This window comes from Hydrogenophaga sp. UC242_53 (assembly GCF_042696965.1).
GTDB lineage: Bacteria > Pseudomonadota > Gammaproteobacteria > Burkholderiales > Burkholderiaceae_C > Hydrogenophaga.
Window position 1 is genome coordinate 4,686,431 of record NZ_CP170552.1, and the last position, 18,890, is coordinate 4,705,320.

The window sequence follows — 18,890 nt, forward strand, 5'->3', positions numbered from 1 at the left end:
AACGAGGAGATTCCCCATGACATTCAAGAGCAACACCGCGCGCGGCCTGATCGCCGCCACCCTGCTGGCCGGCGCGGCCGGCGCCGCGCAGGCCCACACGGGCCACGGCACCAGCAGCCTGTTCGAGGGCCTGGTGCACCCCTTCGGGCCCGACCACCTGCTGGCCATGGTGGCCGTGGGCGTGTGGTCGGTCTCGGCGCTGCCGGCGAACAAGGCCTGGCAGGGCCCGGCCACCTTTCTGCTGGCGCTCATCGTCAGCGCCACGCTGGGCATGCTCGGTGTGACGGTGCCCTACCTCGAACACGGCGTGTCGCTCTCGGTGGTGCTGTTCGGCGGCATGCTGCTGCTCGCGCGCCGCGCCACGGTGTCGCCGGCCATCGGCCTGGGGCTGATCGCCGCCGCCGCGTCGCTGCACGGCCTGGCGCACGGTTCCGAAACGCCCGAGAGCGGTTTCGCCGGTTACGCGGTGGGCTTTCTGTTCACCACCGCGCTGTTGCACGTGGGCGGCGTGGGCATCGGCCTGGGCATCCGGCGCTGGCTGGCCGAGCGCAGCGGCTGGGCGCTGGGCGGCCTGGGCGCGCTGCTGAGCGCCGCCGGCCTGTACCTCTTCGGCCAGCTCGCGGCCTGACGCGGCAGCACCCTCTTTCAAGGAGGTCACCATGTCCACCCCATCCTCCACGGCGCGCGCCAACGCGGACGCGCTCGAACTGCAGCAGGGCCAGACGATCCGCTCGGTCTATGTGTACGAGGTGCCGGTGCGCCTCTGGCACTGGATCAACGCGCTGTCGATCACCGTGCTGTGCGTCACCGGCTATTTCATCGGCCAGCCGCTGCCCACCATGCCGGGCGAGGCCAGCGCGAACTACCTCATGGGCTACATCCGTTTTGCCCACTTCGCGGCGGGCTACATCATGGCCGTGGGCCTGGTGGCGCGCGCCTACTGGGCGTTGGTGGGCAACCACCACGCCAAGGAGCTGTTCTGGGTGCCGATGTTCCAGAAGGCCTACTGGCGCGAGGTGTTCAACATGCTGCGCTGGTACCTGTTCCTGATCCCCAAGCCCAACCAGTACGTGGGCCACAACCCGCTGGCGCGGTTCGCGATGTTCGCGTTCTACCTGATGCTGTCGATCTTCATGATCGTCACCGGTTTTGCGCTGTACAGCGAGGGCTCGCAGGCCGGCTCGTGGCAGGACCACCTGTTCGGCTGGGTGATCCCGCTCATGGGCCAGAGCCAGGACGTGCACACCTGGCACCGCCTGGGCATGTGGGGCATCGTCACCTTCGTGCTGCTGCACATCTACGCGGCCATTCGCGAAGACATCATGGGCCGCCAGAGCATCGTGAGCACGATGATCTCCGGCCACCGCACGTTCAAGGAATGAGCGTGAAACGCGCAGCAGTTGCCTTCAAGCTCGCCCCGGCCCTGCCGCCGGTGGGCGTGCCGCTGCGCGTGCCCACGCACCCGGGGCGGCTGCTGGCGCGCACCTGCCTGCGCCCGCTCTCGCTCAACCAGAGCGAGGCCGCGCGGCTGCTGGGCCTGTCGCGCCGGCGGCTGCACGAGCTGGTGCACGGCCAGCGTGCGATGTCGCCCGACACCGCGATTCGCTGCGCGCGCGTCTTCCGCGTGGACGCGGGCTTCTGGCTCGCGCAGCAAGCCGCCTGGGACAGCTTCCACGCCTGGAAGCGCCTGCGCGCGGCCGCCCTTCTTTCTTCCACCTGATTTTTGTGAGCCTGCCCACCATGAGCCTCACCTCGCCTGAAAACGCCTGTCACCCCAGCGGTGACACCCCGCCTTCCGCCATCTGCGTGCTGGGCATCGGCAACCTGCTGTGGGCCGACGAAGGCTTCGGCGTGCGCTGCGTGGAAGCGCTGCAGCAGCGCCATCAGTTCGCGCCCCACGTGTCGCTGGTGGACGGCGGCACGCAAGGCCTGTACCTCATCCAGCACGTGCAGGCGGCCGACTGCCTTTTGATCTTCGATGCGATCGACTACGGCCTGGCCCCGGGCACGCTGAAGCTGGTGCGCGACGACGAGGTGCCGCGATTCCTGGGCGCGAAGAAGATGAGCCTGCACCAGACCGGTTTCCAGGAAGTGCTCTCGCTCGCCCAGCTCACCGGCCAGTACCCGGCCCAGGTGCTGCTGATCGGCTGCCAGCCGCAGGAGCTGGAGGACTACGGCGGCAGCCTGCGCCCGGTGGTGAAGGCCGCGATGGACGAAGCCCTGGCGCTGGCCGTGGCCGAGATCGCGCGCTGGGGCGGTGAGCCCGTGCCGCGCCGCGAGCCGCTGAGCGGGCGCGAGACCGTGACCATGGACGAGCTCGCGCTCGCCGCGTATGAGACCCAGCGCCCCGCGCCCGACGCGGCCTGCCGAGAAGGCGACGAGCGCTTCTTTCCGCAGGGTGCTTGAGATGTGCATCGGCATGCCCATGCAGGTCACGGCCATCGAGCCCGGCCACGCGCAGTGCGAAGGGCGCGGCGAGCGCCGCCGCGTGACCACCGCGCTGGTGGGCGACGTGGCGCCGGGCGACTGGCTGCTGGTGTTCCTGGGCGATGCGCGCGAGCGCATCGACGCCGAGCGCGCCAGCGAAGTGAACGCCGCGCTGAACCTGGTGCTGGGCGCCATGCAGGGCCAGGGCGCCGACGGCGAGGCCGGCTTCGAGCTGCCTTCGCGCATGAGCGCCGAGCAATTGCGCCAGCTCGCCCACGGTTGAATTCCCTTCTTCAGGAGACTTTGTCATGACCACCGAGACCGCTTTCCGCCCGCTGGCCGTCACCCCGCCCAGCACCGACCCCGCCGCGCCGCTGGTGATGCGCCTGGTGCGCGAGTTCGGCGCCGCCCTCGTCGACGAGACCAGCGTGGCCGACTGGGCCGCCCAGCCCGGCGACCGCGTGCTGCTGCTGGCCGGCGACGCCGTGCGCTTCCCCGAAGGCCAGGACGTGGCCGCCGTGCTGCCCGAGCTCATGAAGGTGTTTGCCGGCCGCTTCGCGGTGGCCGCCGTGCCGCGCGAGAGCGAAGACGCGGTGGCGCGCCGCTACGGCTCGCAGCGCTGGCCTTCGCTGCTGTTCTTCCGCGGCGGGCAATACGTCACCGCCATCGCCGGCATGCAGGACTGGGACGTGTACCTGCAAGGCGTGGACGCCGCGCTGCGCATGCCGCCTTCGCGCCCGCCCACCATCGGCATTCCCGTCGTGAGCAAGACGGCGGCTTCTTCTTCCAGCGACGCCGGCGGCTGCCACTGAACCCAAGGACACCCCATGAAAGACTTCCCCATTCCGCTCGTGGCCCTGGGCCCCGGCACGCAACCCGAAGACGAGTCGCTCGACTACCTGCCCCTGCCCAAGGACATGAGCACCTACCGCCCGCCGGTGCTGCCCGAGCCCGAGGAACTGGTGGGGCTGGACCAGGCGCGCGCCGCGCTGCAGCAGGTGCTGACCTTGCTGGAACAGGGGGCCGAGGGCGGTGCCCCGGGCCTGGTGCCGCTGCGCCAGCTCGCGCCGCGCGACTTCCGCATCATCAACCAGGTGCTGGGCGAGGGCGAGGCCAGCGCCATCGTGCAGCTGGGCGCGGGCAACCTGGAAGTGCGCGTGCAGGAGTCGGTGTTCGCCGGCGTCTGGCGCCTCATGACCTGGCGCCACGAGGAAGGCCGCGACGCCGAGCTGGTGGACGACGCGATCGAAGTCGGCCCGGTGCCTTCGCTGTTCGCCGCCACCGCCGCCGAAGACGTGTGGGCCAGCCCGCCGCAGTGGAACGGCCTGCTGCCGCCGAATGTGCAGAACGCACCGCTGCTGGTGGACGAGATCCGCGACCAGGTGGCGCGCTGGCAGCCCGGCCAGGTCTCGCACGTGGTCAACCTCACGCTGCTGCCCGTCACGCCCGAAGACATCGGCTTCCTGGACCACCAGCTCGGCACCGGCCGCGTGCTCATGCTCTCGCGCGGGTACGGCAACTGCCGCATCTCCAACACGCGGCTGCCGAACTGCTGGCGCGTGGTGTACTACAACTCCATGGACAAGGTGATCCTCAACACGGTGGAGGTGGTGGACATGCCCGAGGTGGCGATGGCCGCGCCCGAAGACCTGCGCGATTCGCACGAGCGCCTGCGCGAAGTGATGGCCTGGCTGGAGGCGGTATGAGCGGCGAGCACTTCGAGGGCTTCGAGGGCTCCTACCTCGGCAACCGCGAGGTGCTGCAAGCCGGCTCGCGCCTGGAGTGCAAGATCTGCTGGTGGGTCTACGACCCCGCCGTGGGCGACCCGCAGTGGCAGATCCCCGCCGGCACGCCCTTCGCCGACCTGCCGTCGCATTGGCGCTGCCCGAACTGTGATTGCGAGCCCGATCAGTTTTTGTTGTTGCCATGATGAACCGCGTGCAAGCCCTCGAAGACTTCTACCGGCATGTGCAGGCCGAGCGCATGCAGGGCGTTCCGCTGCTCAATGCCGCGCTGTGCGTGGAAGCGGTGGGCTTCGAGTGGGCGAGGACCGGTGACGAAGACCCCGTGGCCGAGGGCGTGCTCATCACGCCCTGGTTCATGAGCCTGGTGCGCCTGCCCGCGCAGCCGCTTCCGCACGGCGGCCAGGTGGGCCGCAGCTTCGTTCGCGATTTCGGCAGCGAGCGCTTTGACTTCATCGGCGCGCACGACCCCGCCGTGGGCTACCACGAGACCTGCGCGCTGTTCTCGCCCATGGGCGAGTTCGCCACGCAGGCCCTGGCGCGCGAGACCGCGCGCGAAGCGCTGGCGCTCACCCGACCCGCGCCCCAGGTCACCCCCCCACCCGTGCCCTCGCGCCGCGCCTTCTTCCTGGGAGGCCGCGCATGAACCTGGTCGCCCCCGGCGGTCTGGCCCACCTGGCGGGCGCCCTGCGCTTCACGCCAGGCGCGCCGCCGCCGCACAGCCTGCAGAGCACGCGCCAGGACTGGGCCGCGCGCATGGGCCACGGCGTGCCGCCGGCGCGCCTGCCCGGGCTGATGGCCAGCCTGTTCAACCTCTGCAGCCACGCGCACCGCCTGTGTTGCCAGCTCGCCATCGGCGCGGCCGCGCCCGGCCTGCTGCCGCCGCCCCAGGCCGTGGCCGAGCGCCTGCGCCGCGAGACCGCGGCCGAGCACCTCCGCCGCATCGGCCTGGACTGGCCGCGCCTGCTCGCACCGGGTGACGCGCCCACCGCGGCCCAGGCCGCCGCTGCGCTGCGCGGCTGCCCCTGGCCCGCGCAGGACGACCCCGCCCCCTGGCCCGCGCTGCGCCACTGGCTGCAGCACGCGCTGCTGCGCTTGCCCGCGAGCGACTGGCTCGCGGCCTGGCAGGCCGGCGGCACCGACTGGCTCGACACCTGGGCCCAGCGCCACGAACAGTGGCTGCCCCTGCTGCTGCGCCGCGCCCACAGCGCCGACGCCTTCGCCCCGCTCACGCACGAGACCGCGCTGCGCCCGCACGCCCACCCGCCCAGCCTGTGCATGTTGGGCGCCACGCTCGCGCACAAACCCGCCTTCGCGCTGCGCCCGCTGTGGCATGGCGCCTGCGCCCACACCGGCCCCTGGAGCCGCCTCGGTGCCGTGGCCGACGGCGTGCCGCTCACGCCCTGGGCGCTGCTGGGCACCCGCATCGCCGAGCTGGTGCGCCTCGCGCTCGACGGCGGCGACGCCTGCCTGGACTGGGGCGCCGTAGCCACCGGCCCCCGTCGCGGCCTGGCCTGGGTGGAGATGGCGCGTGGCCTGCTGGTGCATCAGGTCGAGGTGGACCCCGAGGCGCAGCGCGTGCTGGCCTGCCGCGTGGTCGCGCCGACCGAATGGAACTTCCACCCGCAAGGCGAGGTGGCGCAGCGCCTGGCGCGGCTCGACCCCGAGCTGCCCGACTGCGCGATCGCGCGGCGTGTGAACCTGCTGGTGGCCGCCTTCGACCCCTGCGTGCCCTTCGCCATCGAACACCTCGCGCGCGCCCCGGAGGTGGACCATGCATGAGGCCAGCCTCGCCGGCGGCGTGCTCCAGCTGGTGGAAGACACGGCCGCGCGCGAAGGCTTCCAGCGCCTGCTCGCGCTGCGGCTCGAGGCCGGCCAGCTCGCGGGCGTGGACGTGCGCGCGCTGCGCTTCGCATTGGAGGCGCTGGCCCCCGGCACGCTGCTCGAAGGCGCGGCGATCGAGATCGAAGAACCCCCGGGCCAGGCCTGGTGCCTGGGCTGTTCGCAGACCGTGGCCCTGGCCCAGCGCGGCGACGCCTGCCCGGCTTGCGGCAGTTTCCATCTGCAGCCGACCGGTGGCGCTGAATTGCGCGTGCTGGACATGCAGGTGGCCGATGATTGAACCCCCACGAAAACAGGAGACCGACCATGTGTGTCGTATGTGGATGCAGTGACCATGTCGCGGGCGCCGCCGTGGCCGCGCCGGCCGCGCTGCAGGTGAACCCCGCCAACGGCGACCTGCACTTCGGTGCCGGCGCCGCGCGCGTCTCGGTGCCCGGCATGAGCCAGGCGCGCGCCATCAAGCTGGAGACCGACATCCTCGGCGCCAACAACCGCGTGGCCGCGCACAACCGCGCGCACTTCCATGCGCACGGGGTGACCGCGCTCAACCTGGTGTCCAGCCCGGGCTCGGGCAAGACCACGCTGCTGTGCGCCACCATCGAGGCGCTCAAGGCGCGCGCACCCGGCCTGCACGTGGCGGTGATCGAGGGCGACCAGCAGACCAGCTTCGACGCCGACCGCATCCGCGCCACCGGCGCGCCCGCGATCCAGGTCAACACCGGCAAGGGCTGCCACCTCGACGCGCCCATGGTGGCCGAGGCCTTCGCGCGGCTGCACTCGCACCACGGTGATCACCATGACCACGATCACCACCATCACCACCACGACGAACACAGCCTGCTGTTCATCGAGAACGTGGGCAACCTGGTGTGCCCCGCCGTGTGGGACCTGGGCGAAGCCGCGAAGGTGGCCATCCTCTCGGTGACCGAGGGCGAGGACAAGCCGCTGAAGTACCCCGACATGTTCGCCGCCGCCTCGTTGATGGTGCTCAACAAGACCGACCTGCTGCCGCACGTGCGCTTCGACGTGGCGCGCTGCATCGAGCTCGCGCGGCGCGTGAACCCGGGCATCGAGGTGATCCAGCTCAGCGCCACCACCGGCGACGGCATGGACGCCTGGCTGCACTGGCTGGACCACCAGATGCACCACGACCACGATCATCACGTCCACGCATGATCGCCACCACCCCCGTGCTCGCCTGCGGCGCCTGGCTGAAGAACGCCGCGTGCCTGCTCGACGCGCAGGGCCGGGCCCACTGGACGGCGGTGCACGGCGACCTGAGCGACCCGGCCGCCTGCGCCGCGCTCGAAGCCTCGGCCCGCGCGCTGCTGCAACAGCACGGGCCGGTGGCCGCGGTGGCGCACGACCTGCACCCGGACTTCTTCAGCAGCCGACTGGCGATGGACCTCGCCGAATCGCTGGGCGTGCCCGCCATCGGTGTGCAGCACCACCACGCGCACATCGCGGCCGTGGTGGCCGAACACGGCATCGAAGGCCCGGTGATCGGCCTCGCACTCGACGGCGTGGGCCTGGGCGATGACGGCCAGGCCTGGGGCGGTGAACTGCTGCTGGTGGACGGCGCGCGCTGCCAGCGCCTGGGCCACCTGCACCCGCTGGCCCTGCCCGGCGGCGACCGCGCCGCGCGCGAGCCCTGGCGCATGGCCGCCAGCGCCCTGCACGCGCTGGGCCGGGGCGCGGAGACCGTGCCGCGCTTCGCCCCCGTGGTGGGCCAGGCCACGGCCAGCGGCGTGCAGCAGATGCTGGCGCGCGGGCTGAACTGCCCGCCCACCAGCAGCGCCGGTCGCTGGTTCGACGCCGCCGCCGCCGCGCTGGGCCTGAGCGTGCGCCAGACCGAGGAGGCCGAGGCCGCCATCGCGCTCGAAGCCGCCGCCGCGCGCTGGCTCGCCTTGCACCCGGCGCAGCCGCCCCTGCCCGCCTCGCTGGTGGACCTGCTCACCGACGCCCTGCCCGACGGCCAGCGCCGGCTCGACCTGCGCGGCCTGTTCGCCGCGCTGCTCGACGTGCGCACCGACCGCGTGGACGAGGCGGCGGCGGGTTTTCACCTCGCGCTGGCCGATGCGCTGGCGCACTGGGCCACGCGCGCCGCGCACGACCACGGCAGCACCACCGTGTGCCTGGGCGGCGGCTGCTTCTTCAACCGCCTGCTGCGCGAGCGCGTGACCGAGCGCCTGCGCGGCGCCGGCCTCGGCGTGCACCTGCCCGGCCCGCACGGCTGCGGCGACGCCGGCCTGGCCCTGGGCCAGGCCTGGGCGGCCGCGCGCCAGCTCGAATCCCCCGCTTCCGTTCAGACAACGCCCCACGAAAAGGAAACCGAACCATGTGCCTAGCCATCCCCGCGCGGCTGGTGGAGCTGCGGCCCAACGACCAGGCGGTGGTCGATCTCGGCGGCATCCGCAAGGAGATCTCCATCGCCCTGGTGGCCGATGTGGAGGTCGGCGACTACGTGATCGTGCACGTGGGCCACGCCATCGGCACCATCGACCCCGAAGAGGCGGAGCGCACGCTGGCGCTGTTCGCCGAGATGGCCCGTTTGAACGAGGAGGCCACACCATGAAATACATCGACGAATTCCGCGACGGTGAGATTGCCCAGCAGCTGGGTGTGCGCATCGCCGCCGAAGCCCACCCCGACCGAACCTACAGCTTCATGGAGTTCTGCGGCGGCCACACGCACGCGATCTCGCGCTACGGCGTGATGGAGCTGCTGCCGCCCAACGTGAAGATGGTGCACGGCCCGGGCTGCCCGGTCTGCGTGCTGCCCATCGGCCGCATCGACCAGGCGATCGGCCTGGCGCTCGCGCAGGGCGCCATCGTCTGCACCTACGGCGACACCATGCGCGTGCCGGCGTCGGAAAGCCTTTCCTTGATCCGCGCCAAGGCGCGCGGTGGCGACATCCGCATGGTGTACTCGGCCGCCGATGCCTTGGCCCTGGCGCGCCAGAACCCGCAGCGCGAGGTGGTGTTCTTCGCCATCGGCTTCGAGACCACCACGCCACCGACCGCGCTCACCATCCAGCTCGCGCAGCGCGAGGGCCTCACCAATTTCAGCGTGCTGTGCTGCCATGTGCTCACGCCGTCGGCCATCACGCACATCCTGGAGTCGCCCGAGGTGCGCGAGTACGGCACCGTGCCCATCGACGGTTTCGTGGGCCCGGCGCACGTGAGCATCGTGATCGGTGCCGGCCCCTACGAGCACTTCGCCGAGGAGTACCGCAAGCCGGTGGTGATCGCCGGCTTCGAGCCGCTGGACGTGATGCAGGCCATCCTGATGCTGGTGCGCCAGGTCAACGAAGGCCGCGCCCACGTGGAAAACCAGTTCAAGCGCGCCGTCACCAGCGAAGGCAACCTCAAGGCGCAGGCGCTCGTGTCCGAGGTGTTCGAGCTGCGGCCCAGCTTCGAGTGGCGCGGCCTGGGCGAGGTGCCCTACAGCGCGCTGAAGATCCGCGAGGCGTATGCCGAATTCGACGCCGAGCGCCGCTTCGCGCTGACCTACCGCCCGGTGGCCGACAACAAGGCCTGCGAGTGCGGCGCGATCCTGCGCGGCGTGAAGAAGCCGACCGACTGCAAGATCTTCGGCACCGTGTGCACACCCGAGAACCCGGTGGGCTCGTGCATGGTGTCCAGCGAAGGCGCCTGCGCGGCGCACTACGCCTACGGCCGCTTTCGAGACATCCCCATCGCCACCGCCGCCATCGAGGAGGCCACGCCATGAGAACCGACACCGACCAGGCCGCCAGCGGCGAGGCCCCCGCACCGCGCCCGGTGAAGAAGAACTACACGCGCCCGCTCGACATCAAACACGGCCGCGTGGACATGGGCCACGGCGCGGGCGGCAAGGCCGCCGCGCAGCTGATCGAGGAGCTGTTCCTCGCCGCCTTCGACAACCCCTGGCTGCGCCAGGGCGACGACGGCGCGGTGCTGCCCCTGCCCTCGCTGAATCCCGGCCAGGGCCGGCTGGTGGTCGCCACCGACGCCCACGTGGTCTCGCCACTGTTCTTCCCCGGCGGCGACGTGGGCTGCCTCTCCGTACACGGCACCGTCAACGACGTGGCGATGTCCGGCGCCACGCCGCTGTGGCTGAGCGCGAGCTTCATCCTGGAAGAAGGCTTCCCGCTGATCGAGCTGCAGCGCGTGGTGCGCTCCATGGCACAGGCCGCGCGGGAGGCCGGCGTGCCCATCGTCACCGGCGACACCAAGGTGGTGGAAAAAGGCAAGGGCGACGGCGTGTTCATCAGCACCACCGGCATCGGCGTGCTGCCGCCGGGCGTGGACATCAGCGGGCGCAACGCGCGTGCGGGCGACGTGCTGCTGCTCTCCGGCACCATCGGCGACCACGGCGTGGCCGTGCTCTCGCAGCGCGAGTCGCTGGCCTTCGAGACCACCATCGAAAGCGACACCGCCGCCTTGCACACGCTGGTGGCGACCATGCTCGCGGCCGCGCCGGGCACCGTGCGCGTGCTGCGCGACCCCACGCGCGGCGGCCTGGCCACCACGCTCAACGAGATCGCGCGCCAGTCCGGCGTGGGCATGCTGCTGCAGGAGGCCGCCATCCCCGTGCGGCCGCAGGTGGACGCGGCCTGCGAGCTGCTCGGGCTGGACCCGCTCTACGTGGCCAACGAAGGCAAGCTGGTCGCGGTGTGCGCGCCCGAGGCGGCCGAGGCCGTGCTCGCGGCCATGCGCGCCCACCCGCTGGGCACGGACGCCGCGCGCATCGGCGAGGTGACGGCCGACCCGCACCACTTCGTGCAGATCGCGACGCGCTTCGGCGGTCGGCGCGTGGTGGACTGGTTGAGTGGCGAGCAGTTGCCGCGGATCTGCTGATGCCATGAACGCCCCGGCCCCTGCCGGCCTGCGCATCCTGCTGCTGTGCCACAGCTTCAACAGCCTCACGCAGCGGCTGTTCGCCGAGTTGCGCGCGCGCGGCCACCGGGTGAGCGTGGAGCTGGACATCAACGACCGCGTGACCGAAGAGGCGGTGGCCCTGTTCCAGCCCGAGCTGCTGATCGCGCCGTTCCTGAAGCGCCGCATCCCGGCCAGCGTGTGGCAGGCACTGCCTTGCCTGGTGGTGCACCCCGGCCCGCCGGGCGACCAGGGGCCGAACGCGCTGGACTGGGCGGTGCTGCGCGGCGAGCGCGACTGGGGCGTGACCGTGCTGCAGGCCAACGCCGAGTTCGACGCGGGCCCGGTGTGGGCGCACGCGGCCTTTCCCTTGCGCCAGGCGGCCAAGGGCAGCCTGTACCGGCGCGAGGTCACGCAAGCCGCACTCGCCGCCACGCTGGCCGCCGTGCAGCGCTTTCAAAACGGCGAGCGCTCGGGCGAACCACCGCCGCCCGCGTTATGGCGCCCCGCGATGCGCCAGGCCGACCGCGCCATTCACTGGGCGCAGCACACCACGGCGGAGGTGCTCGCGCGCCTGCGCTGCGCCGACGGCCAGCCCGGCGTGCTCGACGCGCTCTGGGGCCAGGCCTGCCACCTGATGGACGGCCACGCGGCGTCCGGCGCGGCGATGGCGGGTTTCGCGCACGCGGCACCGGGTGAGCTGCTGGCGGTGCGCGACGGCGCGCTGCTTCGCCGCACGCGCGACGGCGGCGTGTGGATCGGCCATGTGCGCCGCGTGGGCGAAGCCGCCGGTTTCAAGCAGGCGGCGGCACAGGCCTTCGCCACCGAGGCCGCCGCCCTGCCCGAGCTGCCCGCGCCGCTGCAACGGCCCGAGGACGAGTGGGGCGAGCTGCGCTACAGCGAGCACGGCCCCGAGGGCGCGCGCGTGGGCTGCCTGCATTTCGACTTCCACAACGGCGCCATGTCCACCGGGCGCTGCGAGCGCCTGCGCGCGGCCTGGCAGGCGGTGCGCGAGCGGCCGGTGAACGTGCTGCTGCTCATGGGCGGCGAGGACTTCTTCAGCAACGGCATCGACCTCAACGCCATCGAGGCCGCCGCCCACCGCAGCGGCGACAGCGCGGCCGACGCCTCGTGGCGCAACATCCAGGCCATGAACGACCTGGCCCTGGCGGTGATCGAGACCACCGACCGCCTCACGGTGAGCCTGCTGCGCGGCAACGCGGGCGCGGGTGGCGCCTTCCTCGCGCTCGCGGCCGACGAGGTGTGGGCGCACGAGGGCGTGGTGCTCAACCCGCACTACAAGAACATGGGCAACCTGTACGGCTCGGAGTACTGGACCTACCTGCTGCCACGCCGCCTGGGCGAGGCCGGTGCGCAGGCGCTCATGCGCCAGCGCACGCCGCTGCGCGCGCTCGACGCCTGGCACCTGACGCTGATCGACCACTGCGACGGAACGGGACGCGAGGGCTTTGAAGACCGTTGTCTGCAGCGCGCGCTGGCGCTCGCGGCCTCCTACAATCTGCCGCAGAGGCTGGCGGCCAAGCAGGCCACCCGCGAGCGCGACGAAGCGCGCCGCCCGCTGGCCCACCACCGCGAACAGGAACTCGCGCGCATGCACCGCAACTTCTACGGCTTCGACCCCAGCTACCACGTGGCGCGCCACCATTTCGTGCACAAGCTGCCGCACGCGTGGACGCCCCGGCATCTGGCCGTGCACCGATGAACGCGCCCTTCCCCACCGACGTGTTGCCCACCGTGCTGGTGGTGGACGATGAGGTGCGCTCGCAGGACGCGATGCGCCGCACGCTGGACGAGGACTTCACCGTGTTCACCGCCAGCAGCGCCGACGAGGCGCGCGGCCTGCTCGAACGCCAGCCGGTGAGCGTGATCCTGTGCGACCAGCGCATGCCCGGCATGACGGGGGTGAGCTTCCTCAAGGAAGTGCGCGAGCGCTGGCCCGATGCGGTGCGCATGGTGATCTCGGGCTACACCGACAGCGAAGACATCATCGCCGGCATCAACGAGGCCGGCATCTACCAGTACATCCTCAAGCCCTGGGCGCCCGACCACCTGCTGGACTCGGTGCGCAACGCGGTCGAAGCGCAGGCCCTGCAGCGCCAGACCAGCCGACTCGACCTGGAGCTGCGCACCAGCACCGGCGTGCTGCGCCAGCGCACCGCCACGCAGATCGACCGCGCGCGCGCCAGCTTCGGTTTCGACCGCCTGGTGCGCGCCCCCGGCAGCCCGCTGGACGGCGTGTGCGCGATGGCGCAGCGCGTGGCGCGCTACGACCTCTCGGTGCTGGTGCTCGGCGAATCGGGCACCGGCAAGGAGCTGCTGGCGCGCGCGATCCACTACGCCTCGCCGCGCCTGACCGGCCCCTTCGTGGTGGAGAACTGCGCCGCCATTCCCGACACGCTGCTGGAGTCCGAGCTGTTCGGCCACAAGCGCGGCGCCTTCACCGGCGCGTACGAAGACCACCCCGGCCTGTTCCAGCGCGCGCACGGAGGCACGGTGTTCCTCGACGAGATCGGCGAGACCTCGCCGGCCTTCCAGGTGAAGCTGCTGCGCGTGCTGCAGGAAGGCGAGGTGCGGCCCGTGGGCGGCGCGCGCCCGGTGCCGGTGGACGTGCGCGTGATCGCCGCCACCCACCGCGACCTGGAGCAGCGCGTGCGCGAAGGCCTGTTCCGCGAAGACCTGTACTACCGCCTCGCGGGCGTGAGCATCACCGTGCCGCCGCTGCGCGAGCGCGCGGCCGACATCGCGCCCATCGCCCGCCAGCTGCTGCAGGACGTGGCGCGCGAACTCGGCCACCCCGGCGCCACCCTGCCCGACGCCACGCTGGCCTGTCTGCTGGCCTACCCCTGGCCCGGCAACATCCGCGAGCTGCGCAACGAGATCGCGCGCGCGCTCGCGCTGCAGGACGGCAGCGCGCTTGACGCCGCCGCGTTTTCGGGGCGCGTGCTGCAGGGCCATGGCAATGGCGGTGACGACCTGCAGGCCGCGCTGCCCACCAGCGGCACCCTGGCCGAGCGGCTGGACGTGATCGAAGCCATGGTGCTGCGCGAGACGCTGCAGCGGCACCGCTGGAACAAGACCCGCGTGGCGCAGGAGCTGGGCCTCTCGCGCGTGGGCCTGCGCGGCAAGATGCAGCGCCTGGGATTGGAGAAATGACATGGCACTGAACGTCCTGTGGTTGCAATCCGGTGGGTGTGGTGGCTGCAGCATGTCGCTGCTGTGCGCCGACACCACCGACTTCCAGGGCCACCTGCGCGACGCGGGTGTGAACCTGCTGTGGCACCCCTCGCTCTCGATGGAAAGCGGCGACGAGCTGCTGGACCTGCTGGACGCGGTGCTCGATGGCCGCACGCGGCTCGATGCGCTGTGCGTGGAAGGCTCACTGCTGCGCGGGCCCAACGGCACCGGCCGCTTCCACATGCTGGCCGGCACGCAGCTGCCGATGATCGAATGGGTGAAACGCCTGAGCGCGCGCGCCAAGCACGTGCTGGCCGTGGGCAGTTGCGCGGCCTGGGGCGGCATCACGGCGGGCGGCGACAACCCCACCGACGCCTGCGGCCTGCAGTACGAGGACGACGAAGCCGGCGGCCTGCTGGGCGCAGCCTTCCGCTCGGCCAGCGGCCTGCCGGTGATCAACATCGCGGGCTGCCCCACGCACCCGAGCTGGGTGATCGACACGCTGATGGCGCTGGCCGCCGACGGCTTCGGCGCCGGCGAGCTCGACCCGCTGAACCGCCCGCGCTTCTACGCCGACCAGCTGGTGCACCACGGCTGCACGCGCAACGAGTACTACGAGTTCAAGGCCAGCGCGGAAAAACCGTCGGACCTGGGCTGCATGATGGAGCACATGGGCTGCAAGGGCACGCAGGTGCACGCCGACTGCAACACGCGGCTGTGGAACGGCGAAGGCTCGTGCACGCGCGGGGGTTATGCCTGCATCGCCTGCACCGAGCCCGGCTTCCAGGAGCCGGGCCACCCCTTCCACGAAACGCCCAAACTCGCCGGCATCCCCATCGGCCTGCCCACCGACATGCCCAAGGCCTGGTTCGTCGCGCTGGCCTCGCTCTCCAAGAGCGCCACGCCCAAGCGCGTGAAGCACAACGCCGTGGCCGACCACCTGGTGGTGACGCCGGCCATCCGGAAGACCCGCCTCAAATGAGCCGTCTTCTGGTCGGTCCTTTCAACCGCGTCGAGGGTGATCTCGAAGTCCAGCTCGACGTGCAGGGCGACCGTGTGGCCTCGGCCCAGGTCAACGCCACCATGTACCGGGGTTTCGAGCAGATCCTGCAGGGCAAGGCGCCGCACGACGCGCTGGTGTACGTGCCACGCATCTGCGGCATCTGCTCGGTGTCGCAGTCGGTCGCCTCGGCGCGCGCGCTGGCCGCGCTCGGCGGCATCACCATGCCGGCCAACGGCCAGCACGCGAGCAACGTGATCCTGGCGACCGAGAACCTGGCCGACCACCTCACGCACTTCTACCTGTTCTTCATGCCGGACTTCACGCGCCCGGTGTACGCGGCCCACGCCTGGCACGCCGAGGCGGTGCGCCGCTTCGCGCCGAACCATGGCGAGCAGGTGCGCGCGGCCACCGCCGCGCGGCAGCGCTGGCTCACGCTGCTGGGCACGCTGGGTGGCAAGTGGCCGCACACGCAGTCCATCGAGCCGGGCGGCTCCACGCGGCCGATCGACGCGGCCGAACGCGTGCGCCTGCTCTCGCGCGTGCGCGAGTTCCGCGCCTTCCTGGAGCGCCAGCTGTTCGCCACGCCGCTGGAGGCCGTGACCGCCATCGCCACCGAAGACGCGCTGTGGGACTGGCACGCGCGGGACCCGCTGGGCGGCGACCTGCGCTTTTTCCTCACGCTGGTGCGCGACCTGCAACTGCAGACCCTGGGCCCCGGCCCGGGGCGTTACCTGAGCTACGGCGCCTACGCCCAGCCCGAGGGCGGCTTCGCCCTGCCCGGTGGCGTGTGGCGGGCAGACACCGCGCGGCTCGACGCGGTGGACGCGGCGGCCATCACCGAGGACGCCACGCACGCCTGGCTGGCCGACGGCGCCGGCCCGCTGCACCCACTGGTGGGGCAGACGAAACCCGACCCCGACAAGGCGCGCGGCTACACCTGGAACAAGGCGCCGCGCCTGGCCGGCGAGGTGGTGGAGACCGGCGCGATCGCGCGCCAGCTCGCGGCCGGCCACCCGCTGGTGCGCGACGCCGTGGCGCGGCACGGCGGCAACGTCTACACCCGCGTGCTGGCGCGCGCGCTCGAACTCGCGCGCGTGGTGCCGCTGATGGAGGACTGGCTGGGCGCGCTGCGGCCCACCGAGCCATTCTGCGTGCCCTCGGACCTGCCCGACGAGGGCAGCGGCATGGGCCTGTCGGAAGCGGCGCGCGGCAGCCTGGGCCACTGGGTGGTGGTGCGGCGCGGGCGCATCGCCAACTACCAGATCGTCGCGCCCACGAGCTGGAATTTTTCGCCGCGCGACGCCGCCGGCACGCCCGGCGCGCTGGAGCAGGCGCTGGTGAACGCGCCGGTGCGCGAGGGCGAGAAGACGCCGGTGGCCGTGCAGCACATCGTGCGCTCCTTCGACCCCTGCATGGTCTGCACGGTGCACTAGATGGCCACGAAAAAAGCGCGCGCCAAGAGTCCCTTGCCCACCGTGCCGATGGAGGGCGTGGACGAGTCCACCTGGATGGACGTGATCCAGAAGATGGACGAGGTCTACACCCGCCTGATCGACGACGAGGTGGAGCTGGAGAAGAAGAACACCGAGCTGGAGCAGTCGCAGCAGTTCATCTTCAGCGTGCTGACCTCGATGTCGGACGTGCTGGTGGTGTGCGACGCGAACGGGGTGATCGAACAGGCCAACGCGGCGCTGTGCGAGCTGACCGGCCGCCCCGAGGAACAGCTCAGCGGCACGCCGCTGTACGCCTTGCTGGCCGACGACGCGAGCCGGGAGCTGGCGCGCGCGGCCATGGAGAAGGCCGACGCGCCGCGCGCGGGCGAGGCGATCGAGCTCAACCTGCTGGACCGCCAGGGCCAGGCCGTGTCGGTGGACGCGAACTGCACGCCGCGCATCGGCGACAAGGGCCGGCGCGTGGGCACGGTGTGGGTGGGCCGGCCCACGGCCGAACTCAAGCGCGCGTACCACGAGATGCGCGCCGCGCACGAGGCCCTCAAGCGCACGCAGCAGCAGCTGCTGCACTCGGAGAAGATGGCCTCGCTGGGCCAGCTGGTGGCGGGCGTGGCGCACGAGCTCAACAACCCGATCAGCTTCGTGCTGGGCAACGTGCACGCGCTCAGCAAGTACAGCGAACGGCTGCGCACCTACCTGGCCGCGATGCACGCGCACGAGCCCGAGGCGGTGCTGGACGAGATGCGGCGCAAGCTGCGCATCGAGCACCTGCTGGCGGACCTGCCTTCGCTGATCGAGGGCACGCTGGAGGGCGCGCAGCGCACGGCCGACATCGTGCACGGGCTCAAGCGCTTCTCGGCCATGGACTCGGAAGAGCGCAAGCCGGTGAACCTGGTGGAGGTGATCGAGCGCGCGATCCACTGGGTGCAGAAGGGCCGCTCGGCCCCGGTGGAGGTGCAGTGGCAGGCCGGCGAGACCTGCACCGTGATGGGCAGCGCGGGCCAGCTGCAGCAGGTGATGATGAACCTGCTGCAGAACGGCTTCGACGCCGTGGGCCAGCGCGAGGCGCCGCGCATCGTGGTGTCGCTGGAGCGCGCGGACGGCACCGTGCGCGTGGCGCTGCGCGACAACGGCCCGGGCATCCCGCCCGAGCACCTGCTGCGCATCTTCGACCCCTTCTTCACCACCAAGCCGGTGGGCAAGGGCACCGGCCTGGGCCTGTCGATCAGCTACGGCATCGTGGAGCAGCACGGCGGGCGGCTGAGCGCGCGCAACGTCGAGGGCGGCGGCGCGGAGTTCGTGCTGGAACTCCCTCAGGCATAGGCCTCGGCCATCGCGTCCAGCGGCACCGGTTTCATCTTGCCGGCCTGCCCTGCGCTGCCGAAGGCCTCGAAGCGCTCGCGGCACACGCCGCGCGCGGCCTTCTTCGCCGCCAGCAGCGCCTTGCGCGGGTCGAACTCGCTGCGCTCTTTGGCGAAGGTCTGGCGCATGGCACCGGTCATGGCCAGGCGGATGTCGGTGTCGATGTTGACCTTGCGCACGCCGTTCTGGATGCCGCGCCGGATCTCTTCCACCGGCACGCCGTAGGTTTCCTTGATGTCGCCGCCGTGCTCGCGGATGATGGCCAGCCACTCCTGCGGCACGCTGGAGCTGCCGTGCATCACCAGGTGGGTGTTGGGCACGCGGGCGTGGATGGCGGCGATGCGGTCGATCGCGAGGATGTCGCCGGTGGGCTGGCGCGTGAACTTGTAGGCGCCGTGGCTGGTGCCGATGGCGATGGCCAGCGCGTCCACGCCGGTGCGGCGCACGAAGTCCTCGGCCTGCTCGGGGTCGGTGAGCATCATGTCGTGCGTGAGCTTGCCCACCGCGCCCACGCCGTCTTCTTCGCCGGCCTCGCCGGTTTCGAGCGAACCGAGGCAACCGAGTTCACCTTCCACCGACACACCGACGGCGTGCGCGAGCTCGCAGACGCGGCGCGTCACCGCGAGGTTGTAGTCGTAGGTGGCGGGCGTCTTGCCGTCCTCGCGCAGGGAGCCGTCCATCATCACGCTGGTGAAGCCCGAGCGGATGGACTGCATGCACACGGCCGGCGTGGCGCCGTGGTCCTGGTGCAGCACCACGGGCAGGTCCGGGTGGGCTTCCACCGCCGCCAGCACCATGTGGCGCAGGTAGGCCTCGCCCGCGTACTTGCGCGCCCCCGCCGAGGCCTGCAGGATCACCGGGCTGTCGGTCTCCTGCGCGGCCTCCATGATGGCCAGGATCTGTTCGAGGTTGTTGACGTTGAAGGCGGGCACGCCGTAGCCGTGTTCGGCCGCGTGGTCCAGCACCTGGCGAAGGGAAACGAGCGCCATGGGAAAGCTCCTGGGTGAAG

Annotated in this window: 22 protein-coding genes; 21 read left to right on the forward strand and 1 reads right to left on the reverse strand. The window is 71.7% G+C overall.

Features of this window, described 5'->3' with window-relative positions; all coding sequences use genetic code 11:
- Positions 1 to 16: 16 nt before the first annotated feature.
- From ACFJI0_RS23525 to ACFJI0_RS23625, 21 genes are read left to right on the forward strand one after another with little or no spacing between them, the layout of a single operon-like run.
- Positions 17 to 628: a HupE/UreJ family protein gene (locus tag ACFJI0_RS23525; protein WP_382322548.1), complete on the forward strand. Its 612-nt coding sequence runs from the start codon at positions 17 to 19 to the stop codon at positions 626 to 628.
- 31 nt (positions 629 to 659) lie between these two features.
- On the forward strand, positions 660 to 1,382 hold the full coding sequence (gene cybH, locus ACFJI0_RS23530) for a Ni/Fe-hydrogenase, b-type cytochrome subunit (protein WP_382322549.1): 723 nt from the start codon (positions 660 to 662) through the stop codon (positions 1,380 to 1,382).
- A 2-nt stretch (positions 1,383 to 1,384) separates the two neighbouring features.
- Positions 1,385 to 1,720 carry a HigA family addiction module antitoxin gene (locus ACFJI0_RS23535; RefSeq protein ID WP_382322550.1) on the forward strand — a complete coding sequence of 112 codons (336 nt, stop codon included), beginning with the start codon at positions 1,385 to 1,387 and terminating at the stop codon, positions 1,718 to 1,720.
- A 20-nt stretch (positions 1,721 to 1,740) separates the two neighbouring features.
- Positions 1,741 to 2,406, forward strand: coding sequence for a HyaD/HybD family hydrogenase maturation endopeptidase (locus ACFJI0_RS23540; RefSeq protein WP_382322551.1), 666 nt, complete (start codon positions 1,741 to 1,743; stop codon positions 2,404 to 2,406).
- A gap of 1 nt (position 2,407) precedes the next feature.
- Entirely contained in the window at positions 2,408 to 2,710 is a 303-nt protein-coding gene (locus ACFJI0_RS23545; protein ID WP_382322552.1) for a HypC/HybG/HupF family hydrogenase formation chaperone, read from the forward strand.
- Positions 2,711 to 2,735: 25 nt separating this feature from the next.
- Positions 2,736 to 3,239 carry a hydrogenase gene (locus tag ACFJI0_RS23550; protein WP_382322553.1) on the forward strand — a complete coding sequence of 168 codons (504 nt, stop codon included), beginning with the start codon at positions 2,736 to 2,738 and terminating at the stop codon, positions 3,237 to 3,239.
- Between the two features lie 15 nt (positions 3,240 to 3,254).
- Positions 3,255 to 4,133: a hydrogenase expression/formation C-terminal domain-containing protein gene (locus ACFJI0_RS23555; protein WP_382322554.1), complete on the forward strand. Its 879-nt coding sequence runs from the start codon at positions 3,255 to 3,257 to the stop codon at positions 4,131 to 4,133.
- Positions 4,130 to 4,357, forward strand: a complete 228-nt coding sequence (locus ACFJI0_RS23560; protein WP_382322555.1) for a rubredoxin — start codon at positions 4,130 to 4,132, stop codon at positions 4,355 to 4,357. The genes ACFJI0_RS23555 and ACFJI0_RS23560 overlap by 4 nt, the downstream gene beginning before the upstream one ends.
- 8 nt (positions 4,358 to 4,365) lie before the next feature.
- Positions 4,366 to 4,815 (forward strand): [NiFe]-hydrogenase assembly chaperone HybE, encoded by a 450-nt coding sequence (hybE, locus tag ACFJI0_RS23565; RefSeq protein WP_382322556.1) that lies wholly within the window; start codon positions 4,366 to 4,368, stop codon positions 4,813 to 4,815.
- Positions 4,812 to 5,951, forward strand: a complete 1,140-nt coding sequence (locus ACFJI0_RS23570) for a hypothetical protein (RefSeq protein WP_382322557.1) — start codon at positions 4,812 to 4,814, stop codon at positions 5,949 to 5,951. The genes hybE and ACFJI0_RS23570 overlap by 4 nt, the downstream gene beginning before the upstream one ends.
- A complete protein-coding gene (locus tag ACFJI0_RS23575; RefSeq protein WP_382322558.1) occupies positions 5,944 to 6,291 on the forward strand; it encodes a hydrogenase maturation nickel metallochaperone HypA in 348 nt (115 codons plus the stop codon). Before ACFJI0_RS23570 ends, ACFJI0_RS23575 begins: the two co-directional genes overlap by 8 nt.
- A gap of 26 nt (positions 6,292 to 6,317) precedes the next feature.
- Positions 6,318 to 7,187 (forward strand): hydrogenase nickel incorporation protein HypB, encoded by an 870-nt coding sequence (gene hypB, locus ACFJI0_RS23580; RefSeq protein ID WP_382322559.1) that lies wholly within the window; start codon positions 6,318 to 6,320, stop codon positions 7,185 to 7,187.
- Positions 7,184 to 8,359 carry a carbamoyltransferase HypF gene (locus ACFJI0_RS23585; RefSeq protein WP_382322560.1) on the forward strand — a complete coding sequence of 392 codons (1,176 nt, stop codon included), beginning with the start codon at positions 7,184 to 7,186 and terminating at the stop codon, positions 8,357 to 8,359. Before hypB ends, ACFJI0_RS23585 begins: the two co-directional genes overlap by 4 nt.
- Positions 8,350 to 8,586: a HypC/HybG/HupF family hydrogenase formation chaperone gene (locus tag ACFJI0_RS23590; RefSeq protein WP_382322561.1), complete on the forward strand. Its 237-nt coding sequence runs from the start codon at positions 8,350 to 8,352 to the stop codon at positions 8,584 to 8,586. The genes ACFJI0_RS23585 and ACFJI0_RS23590 overlap by 10 nt, the downstream gene beginning before the upstream one ends.
- Positions 8,583 to 9,743 carry a hydrogenase formation protein HypD gene (gene hypD, locus ACFJI0_RS23595; protein WP_382322562.1) on the forward strand — a complete coding sequence of 387 codons (1,161 nt, stop codon included), beginning with the start codon at positions 8,583 to 8,585 and terminating at the stop codon, positions 9,741 to 9,743. The genes ACFJI0_RS23590 and hypD overlap by 4 nt, the downstream gene beginning before the upstream one ends.
- Positions 9,740 to 10,852, forward strand: coding sequence for a hydrogenase expression/formation protein HypE (gene hypE, locus ACFJI0_RS23600; RefSeq protein ID WP_382322563.1), 1,113 nt, complete (start codon positions 9,740 to 9,742; stop codon positions 10,850 to 10,852). The genes hypD and hypE overlap by 4 nt, the downstream gene beginning before the upstream one ends.
- Before the next feature lie 4 nt (positions 10,853 to 10,856).
- The gene (locus tag ACFJI0_RS23605) at positions 10,857 to 12,593 is read left to right on the forward strand and encodes an enoyl-CoA hydratase-related protein (RefSeq protein WP_382322564.1); all 1,737 of its coding nucleotides are present in this window, start codon (positions 10,857 to 10,859) and stop codon (positions 12,591 to 12,593) included.
- Entirely contained in the window at positions 12,590 to 14,044 is a 1,455-nt protein-coding gene (locus tag ACFJI0_RS23610) for a sigma-54-dependent transcriptional regulator (RefSeq protein ID WP_382322565.1), read from the forward strand. The genes ACFJI0_RS23605 and ACFJI0_RS23610 overlap by 4 nt, the downstream gene beginning before the upstream one ends.
- Before the next feature lies 1 nt (position 14,045).
- Complete coding sequence (locus ACFJI0_RS23615) at positions 14,046 to 15,047, forward strand: HupU protein (protein ID WP_382322566.1); 1,002 nt, start codon at positions 14,046 to 14,048, stop codon at positions 15,045 to 15,047.
- Positions 15,044 to 16,501, forward strand: coding sequence for a nickel-dependent hydrogenase large subunit (locus ACFJI0_RS23620; RefSeq protein WP_382322567.1), 1,458 nt, complete (start codon positions 15,044 to 15,046; stop codon positions 16,499 to 16,501). The genes ACFJI0_RS23615 and ACFJI0_RS23620 overlap by 4 nt, the downstream gene beginning before the upstream one ends.
- Positions 16,502 to 17,842 carry a sensor histidine kinase gene (locus ACFJI0_RS23625; RefSeq protein ID WP_382322568.1) on the forward strand — a complete coding sequence of 447 codons (1,341 nt, stop codon included), beginning with the start codon at positions 16,502 to 16,504 and terminating at the stop codon, positions 17,840 to 17,842.
- Here ACFJI0_RS23625 and fba read toward each other — a convergent pair.
- Entirely contained in the window at positions 17,833 to 18,870 is a 1,038-nt protein-coding gene (gene fba / locus ACFJI0_RS23630; protein ID WP_382322569.1) for a class II fructose-bisphosphate aldolase, read from the reverse strand. The genes ACFJI0_RS23625 and fba overlap by 10 nt on opposite strands.
- Positions 18,871 to 18,890: the final 20 nt, after the last annotated feature.

What these genes read in the sequence shown, in the direction of transcription:
- ACFJI0_RS23525 (WP_382322548.1), top strand. Translation starts at nt 17, where the DNA reads ATGACATTCAAGAGCAACACCGCGCGCGGCCTGATCGCCGCCACCCTG.
- cybH (WP_382322549.1), top strand. Translation starts at nt 660, where the DNA reads ATGTCCACCCCATCCTCCACGGCGCGCGCCAACGCGGACGCGCTCGAA.
- ACFJI0_RS23540 (WP_382322551.1), top strand. Translation starts at nt 1,741, where the DNA reads ATGAGCCTCACCTCGCCTGAAAACGCCTGTCACCCCAGCGGTGACACC.
- ACFJI0_RS23545 (WP_382322552.1), top strand. Translation starts at nt 2,408, where the DNA reads ATGTGCATCGGCATGCCCATGCAGGTCACGGCCATCGAGCCCGGCCAC.
- ACFJI0_RS23550 (WP_382322553.1), top strand. Translation starts at nt 2,736, where the DNA reads ATGACCACCGAGACCGCTTTCCGCCCGCTGGCCGTCACCCCGCCCAGC.
- ACFJI0_RS23555 (WP_382322554.1), top strand. Translation starts at nt 3,255, where the DNA reads ATGAAAGACTTCCCCATTCCGCTCGTGGCCCTGGGCCCCGGCACGCAA.
- ACFJI0_RS23560 (WP_382322555.1), top strand. Translation starts at nt 4,130, where the DNA reads ATGAGCGGCGAGCACTTCGAGGGCTTCGAGGGCTCCTACCTCGGCAAC.
- ACFJI0_RS23570 (WP_382322557.1), top strand. Translation starts at nt 4,812, where the DNA reads ATGAACCTGGTCGCCCCCGGCGGTCTGGCCCACCTGGCGGGCGCCCTG.
- ACFJI0_RS23575 (WP_382322558.1), top strand. Translation starts at nt 5,944, where the DNA reads ATGCATGAGGCCAGCCTCGCCGGCGGCGTGCTCCAGCTGGTGGAAGAC.
- hypB (WP_382322559.1), top strand. Translation starts at nt 6,318, where the DNA reads ATGTGTGTCGTATGTGGATGCAGTGACCATGTCGCGGGCGCCGCCGTG.
- ACFJI0_RS23585 (WP_382322560.1), top strand. Translation starts at nt 7,184, where the DNA reads ATGATCGCCACCACCCCCGTGCTCGCCTGCGGCGCCTGGCTGAAGAAC.
- ACFJI0_RS23590 (WP_382322561.1), top strand. Translation starts at nt 8,350, where the DNA reads ATGTGCCTAGCCATCCCCGCGCGGCTGGTGGAGCTGCGGCCCAACGAC.
- hypD (WP_382322562.1), top strand. Translation starts at nt 8,583, where the DNA reads ATGAAATACATCGACGAATTCCGCGACGGTGAGATTGCCCAGCAGCTG.
- hypE (WP_382322563.1), top strand. Translation starts at nt 9,740, where the DNA reads ATGAGAACCGACACCGACCAGGCCGCCAGCGGCGAGGCCCCCGCACCG.
- ACFJI0_RS23605 (WP_382322564.1), top strand. Translation starts at nt 10,857, where the DNA reads ATGAACGCCCCGGCCCCTGCCGGCCTGCGCATCCTGCTGCTGTGCCAC.
- ACFJI0_RS23610 (WP_382322565.1), top strand. Translation starts at nt 12,590, where the DNA reads ATGAACGCGCCCTTCCCCACCGACGTGTTGCCCACCGTGCTGGTGGTG.
- ACFJI0_RS23615 (WP_382322566.1), top strand. Translation starts at nt 14,046, where the DNA reads ATGGCACTGAACGTCCTGTGGTTGCAATCCGGTGGGTGTGGTGGCTGC.
- ACFJI0_RS23620 (WP_382322567.1), top strand. Translation starts at nt 15,044, where the DNA reads ATGAGCCGTCTTCTGGTCGGTCCTTTCAACCGCGTCGAGGGTGATCTC.
- ACFJI0_RS23625 (WP_382322568.1), top strand. Translation starts at nt 16,502, where the DNA reads ATGGCCACGAAAAAAGCGCGCGCCAAGAGTCCCTTGCCCACCGTGCCG.
- fba (WP_382322569.1), bottom strand. Translation starts at nt 18,870, where the DNA reads ATGGCGCTCGTTTCCCTTCGCCAGGTGCTGGACCACGCGGCCGAACAC.